This window comes from Roseivirga seohaensis subsp. aquiponti, from assembly GCF_001267955.1.
Classification (GTDB): domain Bacteria; phylum Bacteroidota; class Bacteroidia; order Cytophagales; family Cyclobacteriaceae; genus Roseivirga; species Roseivirga seohaensis.
Genome location: NZ_JSVA01000001.1, coordinates 37,761 through 57,016, shown reverse-complemented (window position 1 = coordinate 57,016; position 19,256 = coordinate 37,761). Strand labels below are relative to the sequence as shown.

Below are 19,256 nucleotides of genomic sequence, written 5' to 3'. Positions count from 1 at the left end.
AGTAGATCAGGAAAGATGAAAGTATCAGTCTTTAAAATGGAGTTTGACGGAGACAGATACCTGGGGGTTTATGGTTTCGACCGAGACACTTCGCGTCACGAGTTTGAGACTTTCCTACTTGAGCTTTATGCTGACAAAAAATACTTACTGGTTCAGCTAATCAAGAATTTGATTGCGATCAGACTTCTTCAAATTGCTAAAAACGAGAATGGCCTGAGAAGAATACCTAAACATAAAGGAGTCTCAATTAATAGAGTTTTTAAGAGGAAGGATCTTATTCCAATAGCAAATGAATCTGAAATGGTATTTCCAAAATTATTCATGTCGGGAATAGCCTCACTCATCTTACTGGGAATTAGCATTTTATGGATCATTTTTTTAATTATAGTAGTCTTATATACCCTTTTCAATAATGTTGAATTGCTGTTTACGGGTATTGATATTGGGATGGTTCTAGAACCTTTTTTGACGATAATTTTATTGCTTCCCGTATTGGGGTTACCATTTTTATTTAAAAATTTCTTTGCATCAGGGATTAATGGTGGCAAATCCTTTTCTAATTTAATAGATAAGGTTTTTGAACTCAACTATATAAGAAATGCGAGAGGACAATTTTAGAATGGTTGTAAATGAACTAGTCAAAGTTCAGCGAGACATCTAGTGCTACAGCCCTTTCTGTCCTTGTTGTTCAACAAGCTAAGACCCCTCTTTTTTTAATAAAAGGGGTATCTTCCCTAACAAAACTCACCCCATAACCCCTAACCAACCCCTCTTAACTACGCATCCACCTACCATCTCCACAAATAGCTGGCTTTAAAGAAGAAGCCGCTGGCTTTTTGTAGGTATTGGTCATCGTTTACGTACTGGGCGCCATCCCAACGGGTTTTTTCATAAACAGAACCCCAGCCCAGGTGAACTACAGTACCAGGAATGTAGGTAAAGGACACCAAGAAATTAGGGCTAAGTACTTTAGAAAGGCTATTGTATTGGGCAATGCCCCTAAAGAACAGATACTTATTCATTTGGTAAACTACGCGTCCACGAGCAATGTGAATATCATAGTATTTTACATCCGTGTCTGAATTGTAAAGCGAGTTAAAAGTGTGGGTAAACTGCGCGCTAAACTTGTCTGACAACTGAAGGGTCAGGTTGTTGCTGATGCGCTTGCCATACCCTTGGGCCAATTCTCTGTAGTAAGTTCCGTTGTCCCAGTCGTAGCTAGTTTTAAAGAAAATGCGCTTTGTAATCTGCGAACTCGCCTGTAGGCTAATGGTTCCGTCTTTAAATTCTCGACCTAAGTAAATTTCCGAAGAATGGTCTGCAGAAACAGACAAACGTGTGTTTCGGGGTAGGGTAGCTGCCAATGAAAGGTAAAGCACGTGTTCGTTAAGTCCGCTGGGTTTATCTTTTGTGAGCGAGGTGTAAAGCTGCGGATCTATGCGTTTGATTAAACCATCACCTTTTGGAAATATTTTTGGGTTTAAACTTAGCGTAACTCGGCTAATTCCTGTTCGGGTAATATAGCCTACCTCTGACCTAAAGTCTTCACCAATATCTAACAGACTAAAAGAGCCATTAAAATTTCGGGTGTTTCTAGAAACACTAATGGAGCTAGAAATACTGTTAGCCAAAGGGCCGTCTTCCGTAAGTTTGCTCCTAGAATTCAAAAAATGACCTGTCACTTGGTTCGACTGATTGAAACGGTATTGGCCATCAAAACCTAATACATCATTCGAAGCCCCATTTCTTCTACGGGTTGTGCCAATTAAGCCTACATAGCTGTCTTGAGAAAGCGAGCGCATATAGCGCATTACGCCAACATCGGCAGTTTCATCTTGGGCAAAATCTGGCGAATGTTCATCCGCTCTGTCTACTGCGTATATGCTAGAAATGATGTTTTTATCGCCAATCTTACCCGTCAGTTTGGCGGCTCTTTTCGGAGATACAATTGATCTAGAATTGACCACTGAACTTACAGGAGAGAAACCACCTGTTCCAGCAAAATTGAAGTTCTCGTTTCCTTCTAAAAAGAAAGGCCTTCTTTCAGGGTAATTAACAGGAAAGCGCTGGTTTACTTCTACCTGTTGCGCATCAGATTCTACTTGGCTAAAATCTGGGTTGATGGTAGCGTCAAAAACCAATTCGGGCGTAATACCGATTTTGGCCGTTAGGCTGGGTTCAAAATTATACTCCTTTTTGTATGCTCCGTTTATATGTTCTTTATTGATGGCGTAAGTAACAGCAGGCAATATCTCCACTAATTTGGGTTTCTTTACCCTATCATATTGTATCGGCATCATTTGGGTAAGAAAAGCAAAGCCTTGTTTTGGGTCGAGTGCCGGAAAAGTGCCCTGAATAGAAAAACGGCTAATCCTTCGTTCGAAAATTACACCCATTTCTACTTGGCCGTCTTTAACAGTGTACCGAATACTTTTAAAAGGAATTTTGGCTTCTACCACGTAGCCATCATCCACTATTTTAGCCGCGCTGTACCAAATCAAATCTAGACCAACGTCCTCATTACCTGCGGCAAATCGCGTATCCATTTGAATACCATTCGGGTTTACGTACAATCCATAAAGTGATTGGGCACTGTTAAAGGAGTCGAGGTTGATGCAAATCCAATCATCAGCCGAAATTTTATCGCGTGCTGCAATCGATGTTTTTATCAGTTTGGGGTCGTCAAAACACTTAAAGGCGAAGTATAAGTTTTCATCGTCATGTGCCATATAAGCGATGGTTTGAAAGGGCATGTCCTTTCCAAAATCTGGTACAAAGGTTTTATAGCCAGTTACATTGGGGCTATTTTTCCAAATGTCTTCATCTAAAACCCCATCTATTTTTGGGGGTGTTTCTACATAGACCGACTTAATTTGAGCGTTTGCCTGAAATTTAAATAGAACAACGAACGCAATGACCGAGTAAAAAAGAGTTTTCAACATAAAAAATGATTGCTTAAGCAAAATTACTTCGATTCAGGAAAAAAAGGTAACCACTTATATATTTTGAGTCTCTTGGTTCAGAGTGGTTTCAAACCACTCCAAATACTCCCTAACCTGAAACGCTAAAAAGTAAGGCAGACTTAGTAGTTTATATTCTTTGTCTGAAGAAGTTTTGACATTGTCTATCCTTATTTCACCAGCATAAAAGCGAATAGCCATTTCATGCGGGGCTTCTTCCATAAACTGATGAAGAGACCGTAACTTTCCTGCTGCGCCAGATTTTACTTCTATTGGAATTATTTTGCCCTTGAAATTGAGAACATAGTCCACTTCGGCCATTGAGGTTTTCTTCTCTCTTACCCAGAAGTTTAGTGCGCTTAAGGCGTTGAACTGTCCAGATAACAACTCTTGCCCTACTAGGTGTTCGATGAAAATACCTTTGTAAATAGAGTTGAGGTCATTTATGCCGAGTATGTTTTGCTGAATCCCCAACTGGTGAGCCATAAGCCCAGTGTCAATTACTTGAAGCTTAGGCGATCTTTTATGATTGGGTTGAAATGGAATCTCAGTGTTGGTTACTGGATAAATGAGATTAATTAAAAGCGCCTTTTCTAAACCGCGTAGAGTTTCTGATACTTGTCGGTAATCTAATTTAGTGTTACCAAAGTTTTGGAAGGTAATGCGGTTACCTGCTTCTAAAAATGCTTGACGAATGAGAAGCCGGTAAAGGGTCGCTGATTTTTTGTCCTTGGCATATTTCTCCACATCATCTAAATAGCCATTAATCAACGAGTCATAAATAGGCTGAATCTTAACTAAATCTTGCTCTTTGATATACTGAGACACAATTTCGGGCATTCCTCCCACCAGTGCATATTCATGAAATTCTTTAAAGAGCGTTTCTATGGCATATTTTGGTATAGGAATAGTTTTGAAAATATCTTCTCTGTTGGCTGGGGCTTTTGCCTTCACGAATTCGTAAAACGAAATAGGCCTTAATACCATATACTCAACCCTACCTACAGGAAAACTGAGGTCTGATTCGAATAAGGTTTCTAGCATTGAGCCTGCCGCAATCACATAGATTTCTGGCCGTTCTTCGTAGAAATACCTAAGCATGTTGATGGCCTTTGGGTATTCTTGAATCTCGTCTATGAATAAGAGGGTTTTATTGTCTTGAGATTTGCCATGAGCAAAATAGATAGCCGATACTAACTCATTAACATTCGAATGGTTTTCAAAAAAACCGCTATCAGACTCTTTTTCCAAGTTGAGGTAAATGTAGTTTTTGAAGTGCGAAGCCAACTGATTAATCACAGTCGTTTTACCTACCTGTCTGGCGCCTCGCAATACTAGTGGCTTACGGTTGGTTTTTTCGCACCACCTCAATAATTCATTCTGGATTGATCGAAATAACATTTTATTCACCTTTATTCCTTATTAACAAAGAGTTATGATCTTTGTTGTCGTAAAGTTAGGGCAAATATTTGTATTTCTTGTCGTAAAGTTAGGGCAAATTTTCGTATTTCTTGTTGCAAAGTTAGGGCAAATGAGTCTCTCTAATGACCAATGACTAATCAACCAATGACCAATCACTCCCCATCAAACCAAGTCTTAAAGGCATTTACCTTTTCACGACTAACGATAATTTCTCGGTCGAAATTTAGGTGGAGGATGATTTTCAGGCGGCTGTTAGAATAAACCAACACATCTTTAATTGCATTGATTTCGATAATATAACTACGGTTTACTCGGAAGAACTTTTTGGGGTCGAGCATTTCTTCCAGCGTTTCCAGCTTGTAATCAATGATCAGGCGTTTGCCCTCTTCAGTAACGATATAAGCATTTCGCCCTTCGGCATAAAACAGGTGAATGGTATCGGTAGTGACAGAGCGAATGTGCTCCCCAATCTTCACCATAAAACGCGTTTTGTATTCGCGCTTGCTCAGCATTTGCAGGGCCGCTTGTAAATCAATGACCGATTCGGTTTCTACTTTTCCTTGTTCCGAAAGTCGGTTTTTAAGGTTTTTGAATTTGTCTAAACTTTCAGAAAGGGCATCGAAAGTAACGGGCTTGAGGAGGTAGTCTATGCCGTTGGCCTTAAAGGCTTCGATGGCGTATTCATTATAAGCCGTGGTGAAAATCACGGGAATGTCAATTTTAACCGACTTGAAAATATCAAAGCTGAGGCCGTCTGTCAACTGAATGTCCATTAACAGCAGGTCTACATCATGGTTTTCATCAAGCCAAGTTACGGCTTGTTTTACGCTCATGGCCTGACCCAAGATTTCTATGTTTTCGTCATAGCGCTTTAAATAGCGTTGAATCTTTTCGGCTGCCGGAATTTCATCTTCTATAATAAATACCTTCATAGTTCTTCTTTCAATTCGAGCAATGGCAGTTTTATAAAGGCGTCACCATAGGCCTTGATTTGGATTACGGGTTTGTCCGAAAAATAAGCAAAGGCCTGATGCAGGTTTTTATGCCTTTTCTTAATCATTGCATCCAAACTCAATTTATCATTTTCTTGGTATTGAAGTACCAGGTAACCTTCTTCATCAAAACTAATTCGAATATTTAAAGGTTGGTAGCTAGAAATAATGGTGCTGTTGACCACACAGTCTAGCAACATTGGTAATGAATTCGGCACCAATAACTTTCCTTTTTCTCCAGTCCAAGGCGCAATAGTTAAGCTGATTTGCTCAGGATACTTTTCTTTGAAAAGGAGGAATAGGTTTTTAGTGGCCTGAAGCTCATCTTCCACTTTTACCAATTCCTTTTTTCGGTTATCTAAAATGTAACGATAGACCAACGACAGCCTGTCCACAAAATCTTCTGCAGCGTCTATATTGTGATGCACCAGCGAAATAAGCGTTTCCAAACTTTGGAAAAGCAGACTTGGGTTAATTTCATTATTGAAGATTTCGAGCTGATGTTCGAGGTTTTGGCGCTTGAGGTCTTCGCGCTTTATTTCAGTTTCGTTTTTAACGGAAAGGAAATATATGCTCAAGTAGAAAAGTGTGTAAAGCAGGCCGCTAATAGAGTAAATGGAAACAAGTTTTATCAAGTTCGATTTAAAAAGAACGAAATAGGAATTGCCTTCAATTTCAGAAAAGTAATAATACACGGCAGCGAAGATGATCGCTGCTGAAATCAGTAATGAAGTAAAAAAGAGCAAGGTAATATTGCCTGTTCTCCTTAATTCATGCCCGACTTTTTTCTCGAAGAGCACAATGGTAAGCCGTAGCGATTCAGAAGTAAGAAAAGCCAGCACTACACAAAGTAGTAATTCTTGGGTGAGGACGGTGTCCGTGATTTGAGCAAGGCTGTTGTTGAGCAACAGAATCAGAAAATACATCATGAGCCCATAAATGGGCGGCACGGTAATGCGGAAAAGCGGCTGATCTAGTAGGTTCTTTTTCATGAATCTTTCAGAATCGGCAGTTTTACTTCAAAATAATCTTCATCTTTCACCTCCACTTCTCGCACGGTAAAAAAGGCATATCGCTTCTTTATATTGTCGAGGCCCACTTTATGTGAGCTGGTTTTGGTAGGCGCTTCGGTTTTGTTGTTCAAAACAATAAGGTGATGTTCATCATTTCTAATGTTGATCCTCAGCGGTTCATCATCAGAAATTACATTGTGCTTTACTGCATTCTCTACCAAAAGCTGAAGGCTCAAAGGGGGAATAGGGTAAGAGAGCGTAGCATCATCAATTTCAATTTTCAAATCGAGCGCATTACCGTAGCGGATACCCAACAAATAGTTAAAATCTCTCAGGGCTTCAATTTCTTCTTTTAAGCTGACCAGCTTTACATTTTTGGTATTCAAAACATAGTTGAAGGTTTCGGCCAGGTTGCGAATAAAGTTCTCTGCAATTTGAGGGTCGCGATAAATCAGCGATGAAATGGTGTTCATGCTATTGAACAAATAATGCGGACTAAGCTGGCTTTTAAGGGCTTCAAACTGAAATTCAAGTTGTTTTCGTTCCGATTTTAACTTCCGGATTTGCCCCACAGAAAATTCGCTGTAGGAATAAGTATTGAACTCTACCAATGTTACAATAAACAGCAGAATAAAGCTTAGTATAATCACTTTTACTTCAAGCTGGCTTTCGGTGAGTGCTGCTTCAAACAAGTGAAAATCAATTATTCCTGAAACACCAGCCAACCAGTTTAAGGTTAAAAGAATAATGGCGAGGGCTAGAAAATCAAAGGCCAGTCCAGCGATAAATCGCTGCATTATGCTTTTGCGCCAAGGTAGTTTTTCGTTGAGCTTTAGGTTAATGCTGCTGATGGCTAATCCTGATAGAATGCTGGTGATCATGGTGAAAATATACAGTGGAGCCTCCTTGTAAATATTGGGCAGCTGATCGTATTCGCTATAATAGAGGTATTCTAGGAATAGAATTCCTATGACGGTAAAAAGTACAAGCCGGATAAGCTTGGGCATATTTTAGAGTTGGTTGGATAGAAATTTAAGAAAAAGAGAGGGTCAAAATGAGGGTCTATTGAAATATATTCAAAACCCCATTTTCACTTCCCTCTCTTTTGGACAGAAAATCTTAGTCGATACAACGGGCTACTTTGCCGTAATACGTGTCTGACTTAATGGTTTTAGCTACCGACCTGAATAAGTCTTTTACTTCAGCGTCAGCACCACTTACCGAATTGCAAGCGCCTTTTAATACTTCGGATTTGTAGTAGTCTGACCCAATGCTGGACACCGTTTTCAAGATGCTGATCATGTGCGTTTTGTTCAAATTTCTGGCTTTAAGTACATCTTGTAATATGTTAACTTTATAGAAATCCGAATCAATGCTGGCTACTCTGCTCAACACCTTATCATAGTTTTCGTCTGAAAGTTCTTGCTCACGCAATACACTTTTCAATATTTGGGCAGCGTAATTGTCGGAGTCAACATCATTAACGGTTACCAATAAGTCATTGAAATATTTTTTGGAAATCTGCTGATTCTTCATCAAATCATTGATCACCAATGTTCTGTAGTGGTCAGAATCCATTCGCCCCACTCTTTTTATTACGGCTTCTACAACTCTGTCAGAAGGATTACTTTGTCTTAAAAGACCACGCATGGTTTCGGTTACATAATGATCGGAATCAATATTTGAAATGGCTTCCATCAGGCTTTCAAAAGCTTCATCTGTTAGGTTTGGTCTGTCAAGGGCTTCGCGTAAAATCAAAGTAGAATAATGATCCGAATCAATGTCGGAAGTAGCTTTCACGATTCTATTTACCGCGCTGCTCGAAAGCTCTTTTCTATCCATTACTCTCTTGATCACCTCCGTTTTGTAATGGTCGGAGTCCATTCTTTCAGCAGCATCTAGCACTTTTGAAATCATGGCATCACTTAAATCTTCTTTCAAAGCACGCATAAGTATAAGGCTTACATAATGGTCGGAATCCATTCGACCAATGGCGTTTAAAAAAGCCTCTGTGGTTTCGTTGTTCTTTAAAAAGAGCGTGCTGTAATCCTTAAAAACTTCAGTAATGTAATGGTCAGAACTTAGGTTAGCAGGCACATAAGCTGCTATTTTCACTAGCTCTTTATTACTCAGGTTTTGTTTGCCGAGCACCGCTTTAAGGTACATTTGACTTACATGGTCGCTTTTGATTTCGTTGGTTTCTTTTAAAACCGCATCAAGACCACCTTTGGCGTAAATTCTTTGGGTTCTGCTTTCGGCTCCAATGCCCGTAGCGCGAATGGCTTCTAGCAATACATCGGCTAACCATTTTTGGGCAGCGGCATCAAAATCGGCTCTTCTTCTACCTTCGTAAAACTGATAGTCAATGGTTCCATCAGCATTTCCTTCGGCCAATAGCTCTCTTCTTTCTCCAAAAGAGGTTTTTCTTATTTTGATGTAACCACCTCTTGAAATTGATTTGATGGCTTTGTCATCATCGGTAAATGCGATGTCGCCTTCATATTCTATTTCAATGCCATTGCTGCCTTGCTTGCTGCTATAGCGATAGGTGCCATTTTTTTGAGAAATGCTTGTGGAGTTGGAATTTGACCTAGAGGTTGAAATAGTGATCTGGTAGGCAGAAAGATCATTGGCCATGGAAAGCATTGCCCATAGGGCAACGACCATTCCCATAATAATACTTCGAGTTTTTGTGCTTCGGTTTTTCATAGTTTGTTTCGTTTTAGGCAGTTGCCGGCAGGTGACCAAACCTGCCTTTCAACTGTCTTTGTTGTTTTGAGTTCCCGATGACCTATCGGGCTTGACCTCTTGCCGATGCGCCAAATGGCTAATCGACCTTACAATGATGGGAAGATGCTGCGCAAGAAAAAACCGCGATGCAATGAACTGTAATTTGTCTGCACTGAACTGTCGCGAAGATGTAATGCTGCTTTGTATCGGGTTTACTTCACCCCAAAAACTCTGAACTGGATCTCGTCTTCGTTTTGTTGATCTTTTACACGAAAATGAATGCCCTCATGGCTAGTAAATACATTAGGACTTTCTGACACTTGTAAGTCAATTTCATCGATGGGTAGTTCGAAATAGCTTATCTCATTTGTTTCTGTGTTTACCACAATTAATGTTGCGCCAATTACATCGGGTATATCTCGTTCGAGCACTTCATTATAGAGGGGCTTGGTTCCATGTGAAAGTACTCGATAGATGTATTTTCCATCTGGTGAAATGCTAAAATCTCCGTAATATGGAGGATGAATCGGTTCCTGAACTTTTGAAACGCTTCCACTTGACCCAGAACGAATATTTTTGATTTCTCTTAGGTTCAAGAAAGTTTCGTAATCAGCGATATTATAGTTGGGGTTACCTGCATAAATAGACTTTACCCGTTGGTTATCCTTAAAAAGGAAAATACTATCAGAGATTGGTGTACTGGCAAAAAGAAATTCGGGACTTCTTAAAAAATGGACTTTAATGGGGATGAATGTTTTATCCTTACGGTTCAGCATCTCCTGGATTTTTGGATAATCTGCAAAGACCTGATTGGCAGAAATATACCTTGAAGCAATAGAGTCATTTTTCCAATCTATTATCGCTCTTAGATATGTTGTCTCTTGATTTTTGCCCTGATTCGTACCTGTCCAGAGGGCATTGATTTTACCATTTTCATAATAACTAGCGCCATCGTAAGAAGCATTTCGAATTTCATTTTGAGAAAGCTTTAAACCTGCGGCTGCATGTTTATCGATGACTTCTGCTTTATCATTGATTAGATACTGACCTATCAATGGAACTCTAATAAAGATGGAGTCCATTGAGTGGAAGAAAAATTGAAACGTAAAGAATTCTATTATTCCATTTGGTCCAACTTTTTCCAATTGAATTCTACGAAAGAGCGTAGATTGGTTATAATCATACATGTATATGGAGTATGCTTGTCTGTCAAAGAATGATAAGTAATCTACTCCGTCAATTGTATTGAATTTTAGATCAATGAGCCGCTCAAAATTGGTTTCGTCATCTAGTGGGAAAGCCTTGATTCCTTTATCAATAAGCTCTAATGGCTTTCTTTCGGCTATTATGTTATCTACTTTCTCATTCTTTTCAGTTCCTCCACAAGAACTAAGTAACAATACAGCCAAAAGTGTTTTAATAGGATTATATCGCATTTTGAATCTGTTATAAGGCTTAAATCAGCAAATTGTCGAGGAGGTGTATATTATTTACTTCACTCCAAAAACTCTGAACTGGATTTCATTTTCGTTTTCTTGGCCTTTCACTTGAATATGTAGACCCGTATTGCTTGCGAAAATTCCTGCGCTTATAGGGACACCAATTTTCAACTCGTTTACAGGTAATTCAATGCTAGTAATTTCTTCTGTGCTAAGATCGAGGACAAGTAAAGAGGCAGCAGTAATCACTGGATATTCCTTATTGTTATAAGGGTTCAGTTTTGGTTTTGTACCGTGGCTTAATAGTCTGTATAAGTATTTGTGATTTGGAGACAGGAACAAGTTTGTGAAATACGGAGGTTGATTTAATTCTATTACGTTTGTGATGCTTCCACTTCCACTATTTGAATTAACTATTCTTTCCATAAGTGGCATGTAGCTTTTATAGTCTGCTATGGTTATAGATGGAATTCCAGCATAAATAGACTTTACAATATCGTTATCTTGAAAAACATAGATACTGTCTGAAATGGGTGTAGTAGTGTAGATATACTGATCGTCTGCCATGAAATGTTTTTCGAGGGGTCTTATTGTCTTACCCTTAGTGTTTCTCAGCGTTTGAATTTCTTCATAGTGATTGATAAATGATTCTGGCTGAATGAACTCAGAAGTAATAGAGTCTACTTCCCAGTTGATATAGGCTCTAAGAAATGGCTTATTAGTCTTATTTAGCAGGTAGTTGTTTATGACGCTCACGTTCAACGTATTGTTTTTGAAGGTAGTGGCTCCGTCAAATGTGACGCTTTTGTTTTCTCTAAGAGTTAACTTGTCTATAATTTCGGCATTACCGTTTACGAGGTACATGTTGACCGTTATCAAGTCAATAAAAATAGAATCCATCCGGTGTATAAAGTATTTAGAGATATGCCGAGGTACTCCATTTGGCCCCTGCTCAGAGAGGGTTATTTTTTGGTAGAGTTTCGCAGAATCATAACCATACAGATAAATAGAGTGGTTTGGCTGGTTATAAAAGGTCAGGTATTCTTTACCATTCTCTTGAAAAATGGATGGATCTTTAATTCCCTGAAAGTCAGTTTCAAAATCCAGTGGAAAGCTTTTGATTCCTTTATCAATAAGCTCTAATGGCTTTCTTTCGGCTATTATGTTATCGGTTTTCTCACTCTTTTCAGTTCCTCCACAAGAACTAAGTAACAATACTGCCAAAAGTGTTTTAATAGGATTATATCGCATTATAATTTCTCTATACAAAGATTAAATAAACGCAATAACCATGGAATTAACAAGGCTGGGTAATTCTTGGGCCTGAGGCATAAAAAAAGGCCGCACCTTTCGGCACAGCCCATTCCAATACACAATACAATGCGTTTAGCGATAAGAAGGAGGCTTAATTCCTTTCATTCTTAAGTAACTTACCATTTGGCCTCGGTGGTGGGCATTATGGTCTAAGTATGAAATTACTAGAGCCGTAACTGCGTCATTTTGTTCACTCGCAAGAATCAATTTGTGCATGGCATCAAATTGTTCCCCAGCCCATTTGATTAGCTCTGCTTTGCTTTTAATATTTTCATCGCCAGGACTCCATTCGGCTTGCCCTCGGTTTTGGAAAGCCCTACGATAATAATCGATACTATAGGCAATGTGGTAGGCCTGTGCCCCAAAAGTGCGTTGTTCATCATTGGGTTTGAAGCTGTAGTCTGCTTCTGGCATGGCATTAAACACTTCAATAGTGAAGGCTTTGGTAATTTCTAGCCTTTGTTTGAGGTAATCATAATCGCCATCTGCTGGTTTTAAGTTGGCGCTGGTGAGCCCAATGGCCAACACACAGAGCGCAAAGGCCGATAAGGCAAATTGTTTTAGTTTGGTTTTCATAAGCAGTTTTAAATGTAAATAGAGGTTATACGTAAGTGGTTACGTATTTGGTTGTCGATTAACCCAACTTTCCCCCCTTCACCTCAAAAAACTTTACTTCATGGCCAATGGCTTCGAATATTTTTTGGCTGCGCTCTGGGCGGGCATCGGTAACGAAAATCTGACCGAAAGCATCGGAGGCCACCATTTCCATCAGTTTGGTTATGCGGAAGTCGTCTAGCTTATCGAAAATATCATCGAGAAGGAGCATCGGCTTAATTTCCGTTTCAGTAAAAATATAATCGAAGTGCGCCAGCTTAAGCGCAATCAAATAAGACTTCTGCTGCCCTTGCGAGCCGAATTTTTTAATCAGTTCGCCTTCCATTTCAAATAGAAACTCATCTTTGTGAATGCCCACATTGGTGCGCTTCAGAATTAAATCCTTTTTCTGATTTTGCTTAAACAAGGCAGCAATGTCCTGCGCAAAGTCCGATTCATATTGTAAGTCTACTTGTTCACTTTCTTCTGAAAGCAGGGCATAATGCTTTTGCACCAACGGACGGAAAGCTTGGGTAAAGTTTTTCCTTACTTGGTAAATGCGCTGGCCAATTTCAATCAGCTGATCGGTATATTGTTGAAGCAAGGCCGCATCGAAAAAATCACGGTCGGCAAACTGTTTTAGCAAACTGTTGCGCTGCTTGAGTACGTGGTTATATTGAATAAGGTCGTTGAGGTAACTTTGGCTGGTTTGTGAAATAATTCCATCAAAAAACCTTCTTCGATCTTCACTGCCATTGCGGATTACATCGGTGTCGTTAGGCGCAATAAGTACCACCGGAAACTTACCAATATGCTCGCTCGCTTTCTTATAAGGCTTCTCATCCAGCTTAATTAATTTCTTTTTTCCCAGCTGCAAGCCACAAACAAGGGTGTGAGTTCGCTCGCCCAGAGAAATTTTTCCTCGTAATGAAAAATAGTCTTGGCCATGGAGGGCACACTGGTTGTCTTGGGGGTTAAAGGCGCTTTTGGTGATACAGAGGTAATAAATGGCATCTAACAGATTAGTTTTACCGCTTCCGTTCTTACCTACAAGGCAGTTAATTTCCTTCGAAAAGTTGATCTTTAAACTTTCGTAGTTCTTGAAATTATTAAGGCCGATAGATTCGAGATGCATTAATTTCGAAGTTGAACGTTTTTGTCTTATTTTCGCACTCCGATTTAAACTTGTACAAGCAAAGGAAACGGAGATTTCCTTCAAATATATTGACGAATGGCCGCAACTAAAGCAACATCTAAAGCAAAAGCAACAAAGGCGACAAAGTTCTCTAAGGAGACTTATATGTTCTGGTTCGAGAACATGTTGTTACAAAGAAGGTTCGAAGAAAAAGCAGGACAGCTTTACGGACAACAAAAAATTAAAGGTTTTTGCCATTTATACATTGGCCAAGAAGCCTGTTCAAGCGGTTCGGTTACGGCCTTAGAAAAAGGCGATAAGTGGATTACTGCTTACAGGGATCACGGTCAGCCATTGGCTTTAGGCACTAGCCCTAATGCAATTATGGCCGAACTAATGGCCAAAGAAACGGGAGTTTCTAAAGGAAAAGGTGGCTCTATGCATATCTTCGATAAAGAAGTTGGGTTTATGGGCGGTCATGGTATTGTAGGTGGCCAAGTACCTTTGGGCGCGGGTATTGCCTTTGCCGAAAAATATAATAAAACAGGTAAGCTTTGTATCTGTATGATGGGCGATGGCGCTGTGCGTCAGGGTGCATTCCACGAAGCATTGAATATGGCCATGAACTGGAAATTACCGGTGATTTTCGTAATCGAAAACAATGGTTACGCCATGGGAACTTCGGTTCAACGAACTTCTAACGTAACCGACCTTCATACTTTAGGTGAATCGTATGATATGCCTTCTGCTGCTGTTGATGCCATGAACCCCGAAAACGTTCACATTGCGGTTGAAGAAGCTGCTGATAGAGCAAGAAGAGGAGATGGTCCAACTTTATTGGAGTTCAGAACTTACCGTTACAAAGGGCATTCAATGTCTGACCCTGCGAAATACAGAACTAAAGAGGAATTAAACGAATACAAAGATAGAGACCCAATTGAGCAAGTAAGAGCTAAGATTTTGGAGAACAAATGGGCTACTGAAGCAGAATTGAAAGAGATCGACAAAAAGATCAAAGCTACTGTGGAAGAGTCAGTTAAGTTTGCAGAAGAATCTGATTATCCAGACCCATCTGAGGCTTACAAAGACGTTTATGTACAAGAGGATTACCCGTTCATCACCGAATAGGATTTAATCCCTTGTTGTTCAACATTTTCCTTATATTTGCGACCTAATTTTCAAGAGATGGCACAAAAGACTTCAGAAGAAGCACACAACGAGCATAACGATACCAACTCAGCAGTTGGAAAAATGAAGAAAGAGCTAGGACCAGCAGGTTTTGTTGGTATGATAGCGGGCTTGGTAATTATTGTAGTAACCAGCGCTATTTTCCTACTTAATTATAGTAAGTCGAATAAAAACGATAGCGCGCAGGCAGACATGTTTCAGGCGCAGTATTACTTCGAGCAAGACAGCCTTGATTTGGCCTTAAATGGTGACGGTAGAAACCTTGGTTTCTTAAGTATCATCGATATTTACGGTGGAACAGAAGCAGCAAACTTGTCTAACTATTATGTTGGAGCGATTTATTTAAAAGAGCAAAAATTTCAATTGGCTTTAGATCATTTGAAAGATTTTTCTTCTTCTGAAGAATTGATTCAAGCAAGAGCTTATAAGTTAACAGGCGATGCTTACATGGAATTGGGTAATTTCAGTGATGCAGCAAGCCAATACGAAAAAGCAGCAAGTACTGCTGATGACGATGCTTTTTCTCCAGTTTATTTATTGAAAGCTTCTTTGGCTTATGAAAAACAAGGAGACCTCAAAGCGGCTATTAAGCCTTTAGACGATATTATTAAGAATCATTTTGGAACTGCTGAGTACGCTAGCGCACGAAAGCATAAGGCTCGCCTAGAAGGTCTTGCCGGGAGTTAATTCTTGATTCGAAAAAAAATTAACAATGAAGGTAAGGTCGTAAGGTCTTACCTTTTTTATTTAGCATAGGGCTAAACTCACTTTTTATATTATCAATAAAACCTACAGCAATACACGATAAAAATTATGGCATCTAACCTTAAAAACCTTAGCGATTACAGCGATAAAAACCTTACCGATATGGGTAAGAAGAAGTTTGCTATTGTGGTTTCAGAATGGAATGAAGAAGTAACCGAATCGCTTTACCAAGGCGCATATGAAACCCTAATTGCCAATGGAGCAACCAAGGAAAACATTATCAAGAAAATGGTACCAGGTAGCTTCGAGCTTTCAATGGGCGCACAATGGATGGCCCAAAAAGAAGAAATTGATGCTGTCATTTGTTTGGGCTGTGTTATTCAGGGCGAAACCCGTCATTTCGATTTTATTTGTGATGCCGTGGCGCATGGCATTACCAATGTGTCGTTAAAGTACAATAAGCCTGTAATTTTTGGTGTACTTACCCCAAACACCCAACAACAAGCTTTAGATAGGGCTGGAGGAAAGCACGGTAATAAAGGAGATGAAGCCGCAATTACTGCGGTGAAAATGCTCGGCTTCTAATTAATAATTTTACTATTTATTTTTCCAGATCAATTTATGCAGGTCTTAAAATTCGGAGGAACTTCGGTTGGAAAACCGGAACGAATGCACCAAGTGGCTCAGCTTATTACCAAAGACGAGCACTCTAAAATTGTTGTTTTATCGGCCCTTTCAGGCACTACCAATGCCCTTGTATCCATTGGTGAGTCATTGGCCAAAAGTGATAAGGAAGAAGCAAAATCTAAGATTCAAGCTCTTAGGGAGCATTATGCTACTTTTATAGAAGCTTTGTTTTCTACTTCAGAAAAGGCCCAAGAAGCACAAAAAATGATTGATGAGCACTTTGAGTTTTTGCTCATTACGCTCAAAATATCATTCAATGAGGCACTGAACAGAGATATTTTGGCACAAGGCGAACTGATGTCTACCAAACTGTTCACGCTTTATTTAGAAGAGATTGGGGTAAGCGCAAAGCTGCTTCCGGCCCTTGAGTTTATGCGTACCAACGAAGAGGAAGAGCCAGATTTAGATCTTATTTCTGAAAAGCTAAAAGCCATTTTAGCAAAGGAAAATGACGCTACAATTTTTATTACCCAAGGATACATCTGCAAGAATCATAAAGGTGAAATTGACAATTTGCAGCGCGGAGGAAGTGACTACACGGCCTCTTTGGTAGGCGCAGCCATTAATGCAACTGAAATCCAGATTTGGACGGACATTGACGGAATGCACAACAATGACCCTAGGGTGGTAGATAAAACTTTTCCGATTGCCGAACTTTCTTTTGACGAAGCTGCCGAGCTTGCCTATTTCGGAGCAAAGATTTTACACCCTGCTTCTATTTGGCCAGCGCAGAAAATGGGAATTACAGTGCGTTTGTTGAATACCATGCAGCCAGAGGCAAAAGGAACCGTGATTAGCACGGCAACCACTTCTGATGATGTGAAGGCCTTGGCCGCAAAAGATGGAATTACCGCCATCAAGATTAAGTCGAGCCGAATGCTCTTGGCTTATGGTTTCTTAAGAAAGGTGTTCGAGATTTTCGAGAAGTACAAAACACCAATCGATATGATTACCACTTCAGAAGTGGCTGTTTCGGTAACCATAGATGACGATACTTATTTGAATAAAATTCTTACAGAGCTAGAGAAATTTGGTACCGTGGAGGTGGATAAGAATCAAACCATTATTTGCGTAGTGGGTAATTTTGTGGCCGAAAGAAAAGGGGTAGTCAATAATATTTTTGAAGCTTTGACCAGCATTCCAATTCGAATGATTTCATACGGTGGTAGCCGACATAATATTTCTTTATTGACAGATGAGGGCTCTAAAGTAGAAGCGCTTAAAAAGCTAAATACTCACCTATTCGATTTATAAACCTTATAGGCAAATACTAAAAATGCCTCTCGAAATTAATTGAGAGGCATTTTTTTATGCTTTGATGTTATACAAGCAGTTATGGCATCCACTTGGCGCCTTCAAAACTATTAGGCTCAAATATTTCAGGAGAAAGCGATTTAGGAGACTTGATATTGGAATAGGTTTCCAATAACCTCAACTTGTTGTCGGTATAAAACTTTATTTCAGTAGCTACCCAGCCCCCACCAACTTTCTCATATTTATCAAAATGAACATCCTGATTTCGTCCGTTTCCAAAGTTCTGCGTCATTCTAACAAATAGAAGCGTTTCTTTGTCTATCCAAAATTGGTTCGAACTTTCATCTCCTTCTAGCGCTCCTACCACATATACTTTTTTACCGTTGTAGTCTCGTTGATAGGCTTTTTCTAAGTCGAATCCCAAAATTGTAAGGGCCCTGGCTGTTTTTACCGCTGGTTGGTCGTAAACAGAAAAGCCTAAAATCAGCAAAGGGTGGTACATTATTCTTGAAGCTGAAACTACTCCTTCTTTCAGTTGATAGATAGAGTCATTTCTGAAAATCATTCCATTGCCTTTGTCCATCTCATCAAACTTAATGGCCAGCTTGTCGGGCATTTGGATGGCTTCGTACCAAATATTTTCACTCACTACATTTCCATCTTCATCGTACCTAATGGTTTGTTGATCGAAAGTGAGATTTTTGTACCATTTGCCTTGGTAGCGTGCATACATTTTTTCCAGTAAGCTTAGGCCAACGCCATTTTGCTCAGTAGGAAGGGCAAAAAGTGTTAATATAACAGATAGGGTAAGTTTTTTTAAAATCATTATTTTCCTTCAAACAGCTCTATATAGGCTGCATCAATTGTTCTAGATTGGTTTCCTTTCCATTCAGGAGCACCTGGTATTTCATTCACGTCCGACAAAGCTTCTTTTGTCTTTCCTGCGTCAACTCCTTTTTTAACGTACTCTAATGATTTGGCCAAATAGTTACTAAAAGCCTTCAAATCTTCGCGCTTTCCTTGAACATTATAACCATCTCCAGCGTGTCCGTAAACGAAAATCGTATCGTTGTCAAAGGTATTATAAGTTTTTTCAAGAACCACCTGCCAATTGGCCATATTTGCCCCAGCAGATTTATCAATAAAGGGTGGTCTTCTGTTAAAAAGCAGATCGCCCATATGAACGATATTCGCGTTTTCGAAGTGAACCACCGAATCTCCATCGGTATGGCCCGCCCCAAAATAATGTAGCGCCATGGTCTCGTCACCCACTTTTTTACTCCATTTTCCAGACTTATAAGTAGTATCGGGCAAAAGCGTGTTTTCCGGATTTCTGGAGGTTCGTGCTAAATTAGATTTTGAGTTTTCATGAGCAACAAACTCTTTAACCAAGCCTTTGAAAGCAATATTGCCCGAAGTGTGATCGCCATGATGATGCGTATTGATCAAAAGGTCGATTTGTCGACTCGTTTTTTTCTTTAATTCTTCAATCAAATGAGCAGCAGAATCTTGATACTGCGTATCTACCACTACAATTCCATTATTGGAGGCCATCCAGCCAATCGTTCCGCCTTTTTCAGTAAAAAAGCCAACGTTATTTCTTAATGGATTCATTTTATAACCACCTTGATCAAACAAAGCGCTTAAAAACGAGAAGCCCATTGTGGCGCCAATGCCGGTAATTAAACTTGTCTGTTTTACAAAATTACGTCTGTTCATATAGGCTAGAATTGGTCAATTGAAATTATAAAAGGATACGATTAAAGGCAGTACCGCCTATATAAAAGCGAAATAAAAGCAATTTGAACATAGCAAAACATCTA

General features: G+C 39.6%; 17 protein-coding genes. 5 read left to right on the top strand and 12 right to left on the bottom strand.

From position 1 onward, the window contains the following. Positions 1-15 precede the first annotated feature (15 nt). The gene (locus OB69_RS00205) at positions 16-618 is read left to right on the top strand and encodes a hypothetical protein (protein WP_157608444.1); all 603 of its coding nucleotides are present in this window, start codon (positions 16-18) and stop codon (positions 616-618) included. Positions 619-788: 170 nt separating this feature from the next. On the opposite strand, the gene OB69_RS00200 is transcribed toward OB69_RS00205, so the two are convergent. The 10 genes from OB69_RS00200 to recF form a co-directional block, all read right to left on the bottom strand. Continuing rightward, complete coding sequence (locus OB69_RS00200) at positions 789-2,942, bottom strand: carbohydrate binding family 9 domain-containing protein (protein WP_053221670.1); 2,154 nt, start codon at positions 2,940-2,942, stop codon at positions 789-791. A gap of 54 nt (positions 2,943-2,996) precedes the next feature. Further along, on the bottom strand, positions 2,997-4,361 hold the full coding sequence (locus OB69_RS00195; protein WP_053221669.1) for an ATP-binding protein: 1,365 nt from the start codon (positions 4,359-4,361) through the stop codon (positions 2,997-2,999). Positions 4,362-4,534: 173 nt separating this feature from the next. After that, on the bottom strand, positions 4,535-5,314 hold the full coding sequence (locus OB69_RS00190; protein WP_053221668.1) for a LytR/AlgR family response regulator transcription factor: 780 nt from the start codon (positions 5,312-5,314) through the stop codon (positions 4,535-4,537). Next, positions 5,311-6,366 carry a histidine kinase gene (locus OB69_RS00185; RefSeq protein WP_053221667.1) on the bottom strand — a complete coding sequence of 352 codons (1,056 nt, stop codon included), beginning with the start codon at positions 6,364-6,366 and terminating at the stop codon, positions 5,311-5,313. Before OB69_RS00185 ends, OB69_RS00190 begins: the two co-directional genes overlap by 4 nt. Next, entirely contained in the window at positions 6,363-7,394 is a 1,032-nt protein-coding gene (locus OB69_RS00180) for a sensor histidine kinase (RefSeq protein ID WP_053221666.1), read from the bottom strand. Before OB69_RS00180 ends, OB69_RS00185 begins: the two co-directional genes overlap by 4 nt. Before the next feature lie 112 nt (positions 7,395-7,506). Beyond that, positions 7,507-9,096 (bottom strand): hypothetical protein, encoded by a 1,590-nt coding sequence (locus OB69_RS00175; RefSeq protein ID WP_053221665.1) that lies wholly within the window; start codon positions 9,094-9,096, stop codon positions 7,507-7,509. Between the two features lie 233 nt (positions 9,097-9,329). Then, complete coding sequence (locus OB69_RS00170) at positions 9,330-10,553, bottom strand: DUF4221 family protein (RefSeq protein WP_053221664.1); 1,224 nt, start codon at positions 10,551-10,553, stop codon at positions 9,330-9,332. 54 nt (positions 10,554-10,607) lie between these two features. After that, the gene (locus OB69_RS00165; protein ID WP_053221663.1) at positions 10,608-11,807 is read right to left on the bottom strand and encodes a DUF4221 family protein; all 1,200 of its coding nucleotides are present in this window, start codon (positions 11,805-11,807) and stop codon (positions 10,608-10,610) included. A 135-nt stretch (positions 11,808-11,942) separates the two neighbouring features. Further along, positions 11,943-12,446 (bottom strand): DinB family protein, encoded by a 504-nt coding sequence (locus tag OB69_RS00160; RefSeq protein WP_053221662.1) that lies wholly within the window; start codon positions 12,444-12,446, stop codon positions 11,943-11,945. Positions 12,447-12,504: 58 nt separating this feature from the next. After that, a complete protein-coding gene (recF, locus tag OB69_RS00155) occupies positions 12,505-13,599 on the bottom strand; it encodes a DNA replication/repair protein RecF (protein WP_053221661.1) in 1,095 nt (364 codons plus the stop codon). 96 nt (positions 13,600-13,695) lie between these two features. On the opposite strand from recF, the gene pdhA reads away from it, so the two are divergent. From pdhA to OB69_RS00135, 4 genes are all read left to right on the top strand, one after another. Further along, complete coding sequence (pdhA, locus tag OB69_RS00150) at positions 13,696-14,727, top strand: pyruvate dehydrogenase (acetyl-transferring) E1 component subunit alpha (protein ID WP_053221660.1); 1,032 nt, start codon at positions 13,696-13,698, stop codon at positions 14,725-14,727. A 57-nt stretch (positions 14,728-14,784) separates the two neighbouring features. Then, the gene (locus OB69_RS00145) at positions 14,785-15,474 is read left to right on the top strand and encodes a tetratricopeptide repeat protein (RefSeq protein ID WP_053221659.1); all 690 of its coding nucleotides are present in this window, start codon (positions 14,785-14,787) and stop codon (positions 15,472-15,474) included. 126 nt (positions 15,475-15,600) lie between these two features. Beyond that, positions 15,601-16,077 carry a 6,7-dimethyl-8-ribityllumazine synthase gene (gene ribH / locus OB69_RS00140; RefSeq protein WP_053221658.1) on the top strand — a complete coding sequence of 159 codons (477 nt, stop codon included), beginning with the start codon at positions 15,601-15,603 and terminating at the stop codon, positions 16,075-16,077. A 36-nt stretch (positions 16,078-16,113) separates the two neighbouring features. Beyond that, positions 16,114-17,433 (top strand): aspartate kinase, encoded by a 1,320-nt coding sequence (locus tag OB69_RS00135; protein WP_053221657.1) that lies wholly within the window; start codon positions 16,114-16,116, stop codon positions 17,431-17,433. Positions 17,434-17,512: 79 nt separating this feature from the next. On the opposite strand, the gene OB69_RS00130 is transcribed toward OB69_RS00135, so the two are convergent. Both OB69_RS00130 and OB69_RS00125 read right to left on the bottom strand, forming a co-directional pair. Then, positions 17,513-18,259 carry a hypothetical protein gene (locus tag OB69_RS00130; protein ID WP_053221656.1) on the bottom strand — a complete coding sequence of 249 codons (747 nt, stop codon included), beginning with the start codon at positions 18,257-18,259 and terminating at the stop codon, positions 17,513-17,515. Further along, entirely contained in the window at positions 18,259-19,152 is an 894-nt protein-coding gene (locus OB69_RS00125) for an MBL fold metallo-hydrolase (protein ID WP_053221655.1), read from the bottom strand. Before OB69_RS00125 ends, OB69_RS00130 begins: the two co-directional genes overlap by 1 nt. Positions 19,153-19,256: the final 104 nt, after the last annotated feature.